Origin of the sequence: Streptomyces sp. NPDC127177 (assembly GCF_042672475.1) — a bacterium.
GTDB lineage: Bacteria > Actinomycetota > Actinomycetes > Streptomycetales > Streptomycetaceae > Streptomyces.
Genome location: NZ_JBHXUW010000115.1, coordinates 1 through 8,708 on the forward strand (window position 1 = coordinate 1; position 8,708 = coordinate 8,708).

8 protein-coding genes are annotated in these 8,708 nt (G+C 70.9%); 1 reads left to right on the top strand and 7 read right to left on the bottom strand.

From position 1 onward, the window contains the following. Positions 1 to 68: 68 nt before the first annotated feature. The 7 genes from ACFVJX_RS35690 to ACFVJX_RS35720 form a co-directional block, all read right to left on the bottom strand. Positions 69 to 1,742: a DoxX family membrane protein gene (locus tag ACFVJX_RS35690; RefSeq protein ID WP_384136749.1), complete on the bottom strand. Its 1,674-nt coding sequence runs from the start codon at positions 1,740 to 1,742 to the stop codon at positions 69 to 71. A 196-nt stretch (positions 1,743 to 1,938) separates the two neighbouring features. Then, complete coding sequence (gene rlmB, locus ACFVJX_RS35695) at positions 1,939 to 2,895, bottom strand: 23S rRNA (guanosine(2251)-2'-O)-methyltransferase RlmB (RefSeq protein WP_384136751.1); 957 nt, start codon at positions 2,893 to 2,895, stop codon at positions 1,939 to 1,941. 83 nt (positions 2,896 to 2,978) lie between these two features. Further along, positions 2,979 to 4,382: a cysteine--tRNA ligase gene (gene cysS / locus ACFVJX_RS35700; RefSeq protein ID WP_384136752.1), complete on the bottom strand. Its 1,404-nt coding sequence runs from the start codon at positions 4,380 to 4,382 to the stop codon at positions 2,979 to 2,981. Between the two features lie 112 nt (positions 4,383 to 4,494). Then, positions 4,495 to 4,899: a PPOX class F420-dependent oxidoreductase gene (locus ACFVJX_RS35705; RefSeq protein WP_384136753.1), complete on the bottom strand. Its 405-nt coding sequence runs from the start codon at positions 4,897 to 4,899 to the stop codon at positions 4,495 to 4,497. Between the two features lie 105 nt (positions 4,900 to 5,004). Next, positions 5,005 to 5,505, bottom strand: a complete 501-nt coding sequence (gene ispF / locus ACFVJX_RS35710; protein WP_384136754.1) for a 2-C-methyl-D-erythritol 2,4-cyclodiphosphate synthase — start codon at positions 5,503 to 5,505, stop codon at positions 5,005 to 5,007. Further along, positions 5,495 to 6,289 carry a 2-C-methyl-D-erythritol 4-phosphate cytidylyltransferase gene (gene ispD / locus ACFVJX_RS35715; RefSeq protein WP_384136756.1) on the bottom strand — a complete coding sequence of 265 codons (795 nt, stop codon included), beginning with the start codon at positions 6,287 to 6,289 and terminating at the stop codon, positions 5,495 to 5,497. The genes ispF and ispD overlap by 11 nt, the downstream gene beginning before the upstream one ends. A gap of 595 nt (positions 6,290 to 6,884) precedes the next feature. Then, positions 6,885 to 7,367: a CarD family transcriptional regulator gene (locus ACFVJX_RS35720; protein WP_006380568.1), complete on the bottom strand. Its 483-nt coding sequence runs from the start codon at positions 7,365 to 7,367 to the stop codon at positions 6,885 to 6,887. Between the two features lie 619 nt (positions 7,368 to 7,986). On the opposite strand from ACFVJX_RS35720, the gene ACFVJX_RS35725 reads away from it, so the two are divergent. Beyond that, on the top strand, positions 7,987 to 8,664 hold the full coding sequence (locus tag ACFVJX_RS35725; RefSeq protein ID WP_384136758.1) for a DUF461 domain-containing protein: 678 nt from the start codon (positions 7,987 to 7,989) through the stop codon (positions 8,662 to 8,664). Positions 8,665 to 8,708: the final 44 nt, after the last annotated feature.

Sequence of the window (8,708 nt, forward strand, 5' to 3'; positions counted from 1 at the left end):
GTGAATCCGGTGCCCGCCCCCTCTTCCGTGTTCCTTGTTCTGTCCCTGCGTGCCCGCGGGCCCCGGTCTCAGCCGAGGAGGCCGCCGATGGGGTTCTTGCCGCCGCCTCCGCCGCCTCCGGAGCCGTCCGTCGAGCCGTCCGAACCGCTGCCCGGGTCCGTGCCGCCCGCTGTCGAGCCGCCGCCTCCGGCGGGACCCGATGAGCTGGGGCCGGAGCTGGTGCTCGGGGGCTGCTGGGGGGTGGTCTGCTGCGGGGGCTGCTGGCCGGTGCCCTGCGTCTGGCTGGGCTGGCCGGTGCCCGCCGTCGCCCGGCCCGATTCCCGGACCGTGTCCGTGGCGGGTGCGGAGGTCTTGGCGGACGGGGAGTGCGGGGCGGTGCTGCGGGACGGGGTGGGCTGCTGCCCCTCGGGGGTCTGCGATGCCTTCCCCTTGCGGGACTCCTCGGGGAGCGGGGAGCCGGGGAGCTGGTTGGTCGGGACGCCGTTGGGTCCGGGAACCGTGACGACCCCGGAGGAGCGGACGGCGCCGCCGAGCATCGAGCCGATGAGCAGGGTCAGCCCGACGACCACCGAGGCGACGACGCCGCCGCGGCGCAGCACGCGCCGGCGGAGGTCCCAGATCTCGGAGCGGGGGCCGAGCTTGCGCCAGGCTTCGCCGGCGAGACGTCCGTCGACGGAGTAGACGGGGGCGCCCGCGATGACCAGGGGGCTCCAGGCGGCCAGGTAGATGATGTCCGGCGCGTCGTAGACGGCGACGGTGCGCCAGCTGACGGTCACCAGGAGGGCGGCGGACAGCAGGGCGCCGACGGAGGCGGCGACGCGCTGCCAGAGGCCGAGGACGGTGAGGACGCCGACGACGACCTGGAGGAAGGCGATGGTGAGTCCGGCGCCGACGGGGTGGGAGAGCGCGAAGTCGCGCAGCGGTTCGGCGAGCGCCCAGGGGTGCAGCGAGGTCAGCCACTTGACCATGGAGCCGCGGTCGCCGCCGTCGAAGTAGACGGGGTCGCAGAGCTTGCCCATGCCGGCGTAGATGGAGATGAAGCCGAGGAAGACGCGCATCGGCAGGAGCACGACGCCGAGGTTCATCCGGCGGCCGGGGTAGTACGCGTGCCGGACGGTGTCGGCGTTCTGCCGGCGGCCGGCGTTGTCGGTGAGGTCGAACTCCTCGTCGCCGTCCCGGTCGTCCGCGTCCCGGTCGTATCCGTCGGTGCGGTACGGGCCGGGGCCGGTCTCGACGGGGTCGTAGGCGCCGACGGCCTGCCGCATGGGCGGCAGCAGCGGTCCACCGGGCCTGGGGCCCCCGATGACGGGGTTGGGCTGGGTCTCTTCGAGGCGCGGGATGACCTGGGTGCCGGCCCCACCGCGTCCGCCTTCGAGTTCGTACGCGGCGTACGGCTCGTAGGGGTCGTACGCGGTGTCGGGGCGGCCCGTGACGCCGGGCCGGGCCGCGGTGGAGTTCCGCACGGCCTGGAGGAGTCCGGTGGCGCCGGGGTCGCCGGGGGCGGACCTGCCGCTCCACACGACGGGGGCGCGCCGGCCGCGCCCCGCTCCGGGGCCGCTCATGGCGGGGATCCTGGGCGCGCCGGCGGGGGTCACACCGCGCAGCCGTGCGCGCTGGCCGGGCGCGAGCTGCACCCGGAAGCTGGCGTGGTTGACGATGACCTGCGCTGGGTCGCAGTCCACCTTGGTCATGCTCAGGGCGGGTTGTTCGTCGAACCGAGGCGTTCTGGTGTCCACACTCATCTAACCGAGTGATGTGTGTTTAGGACACTGCCTTGACGGTGTCGAAGTGTCCGAGGCCCGTCAACCGGTGGTGGCGGGGCGCGGTGGGGCGTACGCGCGGCGCGGCGCGCCCCCGGTCGGGGCCGCGCGGGTGCGGCGGACGGCGGGGGGTCTCCCCCGTCGGCCGCCGCCCGTGCGGGTGGTCCCGCCGGGCCGGTCAGGCGCGGCGGCGGGCGACCTCGTACATCACGATGCCGGCCGCGACACCGGCGTTCAGGGACTCGGCGCCACCGGGCATCGAGATGCGGACCCGGTAGTCGCAGGTCTCGCCGACGAGACGGCCCAGGCCCTTGCCCTCGCTGCCGATGACGATGACGACGGGGCCGCCGAGCGCTTCGAGGTCCTCGACGGTGTGCTCACCGTCGGCGGCGAGGCCGACGACCGCGATGCCCTCCTTCTTGTACGCCTCCAGCGCGCGGGTCAGGTTGGTGACCCGGGAGACGGGGGTGCGGGCGGCGGTGCCGGCGGAGGACTTCCAGGCCCCGGCCGTCATTCCGGCGGCGCGGCGCTCGGGCACGACCACGCCGTGGCCGCCGAACGCGGAGACGGAGCGGACGATCGCGCCGAGGTTGCGCGGGTCGGTGACGCCGTCGAGGGCGACGATCAGCGGGTCCTCGCCGTTGTCGTACGCGGCCGCGGTGAGGTCCTGCGGGTCGGCGTACTCGTACGGCGGGACCTGGAGGACGAGGCCCTGGTGGTTCAGGCCGTTCGTCATCCGGTCGAGCTCGGGGCGCGGGGCCTCCATCAGGTGGATGTTGCCGCGCTCACCGGCGAGCTGGAGGGCTTCGCGGACCCGCTCGTCGTTGTCGATGTACTGCTGGACGTACAGGGTGGTGGCGGGGACGCCGTCGCGCAGCGCCTCGAAGACCGGGTTGCGGCCGACGACCATCTCGGAGGTGCCCTTGGCACCGCCGCGCCGGGGAGCCGGGCGGCGGTTGGCGGCCTGCTTGGCCTTGGCGGTGGCCATGCGGTTCTTCTTGTGCTTCTTGCGGTCCTCGGCGGGCGGCGTCGGCCCCCTGCCTTCGAGGCCACGGCGACGCTGGCCACCGCTGCCGACCTGCATGCCCTTCTTGTTGGACGTGCGGCGGTTCCTGCGCTGGCTGTTCCCGGCCATGACCTACCTGTTTCGTTGCTTCAGACGTGCGTGCGTATAAGTGAGAGTGTGCCGCCCGGCGGGCCGGGCGGCACTTGGGAGGACTACTGGCGCGGGCCGAGTGTCCACCGTGGTCCGGTGGGGCTGTCCTCGATGACGAGCCCGGACTGGTTGAGCTGGTCGCGGATGGCGTCGGCCGCGGTCCAGTCCTTGCGCTCCCGCGCCGACTGGCGCTGGTCGAGGACAAGCCGTACGAGGGTGTCGACGACGCCGTGGAGGTCGTCGCCCCGGTCGCTCTCGCCGGCCCAGTGGTCGTCGAGCGGGTCGAGACCCAGTACACCGAGCATCGCACGGACCTCGGCGAGACGGGCGACCGCGGCTTCCTTGTCGTCGGCGGCGAGTGCGCTGTTGCCCTGGCGGACGGTGGTGTGGACGATCGCGAGGGCCTGCGGGACACCCATGTCGTCGTCCATCGCCTCGGCGAATGCGGGCGGCACCTCGGTGGCGGGGGCGACGGTCTCGCCGGCCTTCTCGGTGACGCGCTGGACGAAGCCCTCGATGCGGGCGAACGCGGACTCGGCCTCGCGCAGGGCGTCCTCGCTGTACTCGATCATCGACCGGTAGTGCGGGGTGCCGAGGTAGTAGCGCAGCACGATGGGGCGCCACGTCTTGACCATGTCGCTGACGAGGACGGAGTTCCCGAGCGACTTCGACATCTTCTCGCCGGCCATGGTGACCCAGCCGTTGTGCACCCAGTACTTCGCGAACGCGTCGCCGAAGCCCTTGGCCTGCGCGATCTCGTTCTCGTGGTGCGGGAAGATCAGGTCGATGCCGCCACCGTGGATGTCGAAGGCGGTCCCGAGGTACTTGTGTGCCATCGCGGAGCACTCGAGGTGCCAGCCGGGGCGGCCGCGGCCCCAGGGGGTCTCCCAGCTGGGCTCACCGGGCTTGGACGCCTTCCACATGGCGAAGTCGCGCTTGTCGCGCTTGCCGGTCTCGTTGTCGCCCGAGGGCTGGCGCAGATCGTCCAGGTCCTGGTTGGAGAGTTCCAGGTAGCCGGGGAACGAGCGCACGTCGAAGTAGACGTTGCCGTCGGCGGCGTAGGCGTGTCCGCGCTCGATGAGGCCGCGCATCATCTCGATCATCTCGGGCACGTGGCCGGTGGCGCGCGGCTCGTAGGTGACCGGGAGGCAGCCCAGCGCGTCGTAGCCCGCGTTGAACGCGCGCTCGTTCTCGTAACCGATGGCCCACCACGGCCGGCCCTGCTCGGCCGACTTCGTGATGATCTTGTCGTCGATGTCCGTGACGTTCCGGACGAACGTCACGTCGTAGCCGCGGTACTCGAACCAGCGGCGCATGATGTCGAAGTTCAGTCCGGACCTGATGTGCCCGATGTGCGGAGCGGCCTGGACAGTGGCGCCACAGAGGTAGATCGAGACACAGCCCGCTGTGAGCGGGACGAAGTCACGGATCTGCCGGGCGCTGGTGTCGTACAGGCGAATAGTCACGCCTCAAGGGTAGTGGGCGCGCACCAGTGCCCCGCGACCCTTGGGGGATTGCGATGACAGTTGTTACGGCCCCGATTCACCCGGCCCTGATCCGTGACCCGTCACGGGGTGCTCAGACGCCTCCGACGACCTTCCTCGGGGTGATCCGGACGACGACGCGCTCGTCGTCCCCACCGGAGGAGGGGTTGAACTCGGCGTACTTCTTGCCGGTGTACTTCACGGACAGCTCGTCGATGAGTTCCTGGCCGCCCTCGGTGCTGAGGGTGGCGGTGCCACGGATCTCGGCGTAGGTGTACGGGGCGTCGAAGGGCTGGACGACCACGGAGACGCGTGGGTCGCGGGCGATGTTCTGTTCCTTGCGGCGACCGGCCGTCGTCGAGATGAGTACGTCGTCGCCGTCCCGTTTCACCCAGACCGGGGACAGCTGCGGGCTGCCGTCGGGCTGCACGGTGGCCACGGTGACGAAGACGGGGGTGTCCAGAAGCGCCTTGAGTTCTGCGGGGAGTGCGGCGGTCATGGCGTACGTCCTCCTGAGTGGGTCTGTGGTACCTCGGCACTACCTCTACCCCAACCACCGGCCGCGCAGCCCGCTTCCCGCCCGCGGCCGCCGGAAGGGTGACGGTCAGACGCGGTAGACCAGCGCGGTCGCGATCCCGGCGATGCCTTCGGCGCGGCCGGTGAAGCCGAGTCCGTCGGAGGTGGCGGCGGAGAGCGAGACGGGCGCTCCCACGGCGGCGGACAGCACCTTCTGCGCCTCGTCGCGCCGTTTGCCGATCTTCGGCCGTACGCCGACGACCTGGACGGCGACATTGCCGATCTCGAACCCCTCGGACCGCACGATCCGGGCGGCCTCGGTCAGCAGTGTGACGCCCGCGGCGCCGGACCACTCGGGGCGTCCGGTGCCGAAGTGCTGTCCGAGGTCGCCGAGGCCTGCGGCCGAGAACAGCGCGTTGCAGGCGGCGTGCGCGACGACGTCGGCGTCGGAGTGCCCGGCGAGTCCGGGGCCCTCCCCCTCCCAGAGGAGGCCCGCGCACCACAGCTCGCGGCCCTCCTCGAAGGCGTGGATGTCGGTGCCGATCCCTACGAGCGGGATCACCGGCGCGGTGCGTTCCTCAGAAGCCATCGTTCGCCCTCCTGCGTGCGAGAACCGCCTCGGCCAGGACCAGGTCCAGTGGGCGGGTCACCTTGAATGCCTCTTCGTGCCCGGGTACGACCACCACAGCCGCCCCGAGCTGCTCGACCAGGCCGGCGTCGTCGGTCGCGCCCTCGCCGCTGACGGCTACCCGCTCATGGGCGCGCACCAGCGTGTCGCGGTCGAATCCCTGCGGGGTCTGCACCGCGCGCAGCCTGGACCGCTCGGGGGTGGAGAGCACCGGTTCGGGCTCCCCGGGCGCGCCCGGCTCGACCTCCTTGACGGTGTCGGCGAGCGGCAGCGCCGGGACGACGGCGGGTGCCCCGTCGCGTACCGCCTCGACCACCGCGTCCACCGTGTCCACCGGGACCAGGGGGCGGGCGGCGTCGTGGACGAGGACGGCGGAGACATCGGCGGGCAGCGCGTCCAGGCCGAGCTTCACCGACTCCTGCCGGGTGTCGCCACCTGGTACGACGAGGAATTCGGTGCGCTCGGGCAGGGAGTGCTCGTCGAGCAGGTTCCAGACCTCGGGGGCGCCGTCCGGCGGTGCGACGACCACCACGAGGGACACCTGACGGGAGGCCGCCATGGCCCGTACCGCGTGGATGAGCATGGGGGTCCCGCCCAGCGCCCGGAGCGCCTTGGGGGCGCCGGGACCGAGCCGTACGCCGCGGCCGGCCGCGGGGATCACGGCGGCGGTGCGGGGGGCGGTGCCGGCATCGGTTCGGGGGGCGGTGTCGGCGTCGGTGCGGTAGGGAAGCGGTTGGTCAGACATCGGTTGCACTCCGAAGCATCGGCATGTTTGTCTCCACGGCCGACGTGGGTATGGCCTCAATCGAGCCGGGCGCCACGCCATGACTCGACCGGGACCCTTTCCGTGACCCCGGGCGAGGCAGGGATCGCCCCCGGCCGCTCGGGATCGGCGTGACACGCCGGCCTACAGGCTTCACAAGATCGCGAGCAAAGTACCGGGGGATCGTCGACGAGGCCAACGCGTCGGCGCATCGAGAACAGCATCCGGGATCCTCGGGCCTTCCGGCCCGCATGGCATCCCTGCGCCCGGAATCCGGAATGTGGCCGGAATCCGTGTGCCCGAAATCCGCAGTCGGGCGCGCGGAATCCCCGTCCCCCGCATGGGACGCACCGGATCGCCCGGTGCGCGCCCAGCGCTGTGGGTCCGGGAGGATCCATGAACTGGATGGGCACGGGGTCCGGGAGGTGGATCCGATCCGTGGACTGATACGCGTCGCCGGGCATGTGGGTCGGTTCCACGTCCGGACATGCCGCAGCGCCCGACGACAGGCCGTTCAAACGGCTGGTCAGCGGGCACCGCGGCACATTGATTACGCCTCAGACCGGTGCGATCCGGTTCAGGACGCGAGGACCTCGTCGAGCAGAGCCTCGGCCTTGTCCTCGTTGGTGTTCTCCGCGAGAGCGAGCTCACTCACCAGGATCTGGCGAGCCTTGGCGAGCATGCGCTTCTCACCTGCGGAGAGACCGCGCTCGCGCTCACGACGCCACAGGTCACGAACCACTTCCGCGACCTTGATGACATCGCCGGAGGCGAGCTTCTCGAGATTTGCCTTGTAACGCCGGGACCAGTTCGTCGGCTCTTCGGCATACGGCGCCCGCAGCACCTCGAAGACCCGGTCCAGCCCTTCCTGCCCGACCACGTCGCGCACACCCACGAACTCCGCATTGTCCGCCGGTACACGCACCGTCAAGTCGCCCTGAGCGACCTTGAGCACCAAGTAGGTCTTGTCCACGCCTTTGATCTGGCGAGTTTCGATAGCCTCGATCAGCGCGGCCCCGTGATGGGGATAGACCACGGTGTCGCCAACCTTGAACGTCATGTGACAGGTACCCCTTCCGTGGCTATCCAGAGTAACACGAGAACAGCTTCTCCTGAATGGCGTTTTCGCAGGTCAGGGCATATCTCGGGGCTTGACAACTGCAACACGTACGTGCTGCGGAAGGCCCGCCGGAGAGGGTATTCGCAGGTCGGAGCGGCTGTACGGGCGAGGAGAAACGCGGACGTTACACGCGCCGGAAGCCACTCGGAAGGGACCTAACGTCCCGTTTTGCCGGGTTCAGGATGGTGAACTTTCCGTACTCCGTTCGGGGATCGATCACCCGTACGGCGGTAAGTGCCGATGGCCAATGAAATTGATCAACGTTCGTCCGTCGCGAGGATTATGTGCAATGAATGCGCCGGGTTCACGCCAAGGCCGGTGGACATGCGCGGGAAGCGCGGGCCGAACGTGCGGCGGAATTGATCAAGCGTGTTATGTGAACGGCGTGCGAATCATCGCCGCCGGGCACGGCCGCGATCCCCTGGGCGCCCGGGGGCGGGTCGGGTGCGGGGCGGCTGGGGCGGCTCGGTAACCTGACGCTGACACACCCTTGGGGCGACTTCGACACCGCTCGCCCGACCCGTCCGTAAGTCCGCTCGTTCAAGGAGATGCCGCCGCCGTGAGCCGCAGCCTTCGACACGGCGCCCTCGCCGCCACTGCCATCGTGTTCTCGATCGCCGCGCTCTCCGCATGTGGTGCGGGCAAGAACGCGCAGACACTCGAGGTCAGGCCCGACAACGCCGCCACATCGGTCGGCACCATCAAGATCCAGAACGCCAACGTGGTCACCCAGCCGGACCGCGACGCCAAGGGTCCGGCGGTCGTGACCGCCACGCTGTTCAACAACGGCACCAAGGCCGAGACCCTCGACTCCATCGCCCTGGCCGGCACCAGCGCGCCCGTGCAGCTGCACGCCGCCAAGGGCTCGGGACCGGTCGTCGTCCCGGCCGGCGGCCATGTGACCCTCGGCGGCAAGGACAACGCGGCCGCCGTGATCGAGAACGGCTCCGAGGCCACGCAGAACGGCAACGTGCAGAACCTGGTCTTCAAGTTCAGCGAGTCCGGCGACATCCCGCTGGGCGCCAGTGTCGTCCCGGCCAAGAGCTACTTCGCGGGCTTCGGCCCCAGCTCCGTCCCGGCTCCGCCGAAGGCGACGCCGAAGCCGTCTGACTCGGCCAAGGCCACCCCGACCGGCTCGGCGTCCGACAACGCCGGCACCCCGGCCGGCTCGGCCTCGGAGAGCGACGCGGTCACCCCGACCGACGCGGCCTCCGACTCGGCCCAGCCGAACGGCTGACGCCCTCCGGCACACGCGCATACGGCTGAGGCGCCTCCCGGGCC

What these genes read in the sequence shown, in the direction of transcription:
- ACFVJX_RS35690 (WP_384136749.1), bottom strand. Translation starts at nt 1,742, where the DNA reads ATGAGTGTGGACACCAGAACGCCTCGGTTCGACGAACAACCCGCCCTG.
- rlmB (WP_384136751.1), bottom strand. Translation starts at nt 2,895, where the DNA reads ATGGCCGGGAACAGCCAGCGCAGGAACCGCCGCACGTCCAACAAGAAG.
- ACFVJX_RS35705 (WP_384136753.1), bottom strand. Translation starts at nt 4,899, where the DNA reads ATGACCGCCGCACTCCCCGCAGAACTCAAGGCGCTTCTGGACACCCCC.
- ispF (WP_384136754.1), bottom strand. Translation starts at nt 5,505, where the DNA reads ATGGCTTCTGAGGAACGCACCGCGCCGGTGATCCCGCTCGTAGGGATC.
- ispD (WP_384136756.1), bottom strand. Translation starts at nt 6,289, where the DNA reads ATGTCTGACCAACCGCTTCCCTACCGCACCGACGCCGACACCGCCCCC.
- ACFVJX_RS35720 (WP_006380568.1), bottom strand. Translation starts at nt 7,367, where the DNA reads ATGACGTTCAAGGTTGGCGACACCGTGGTCTATCCCCATCACGGGGCC.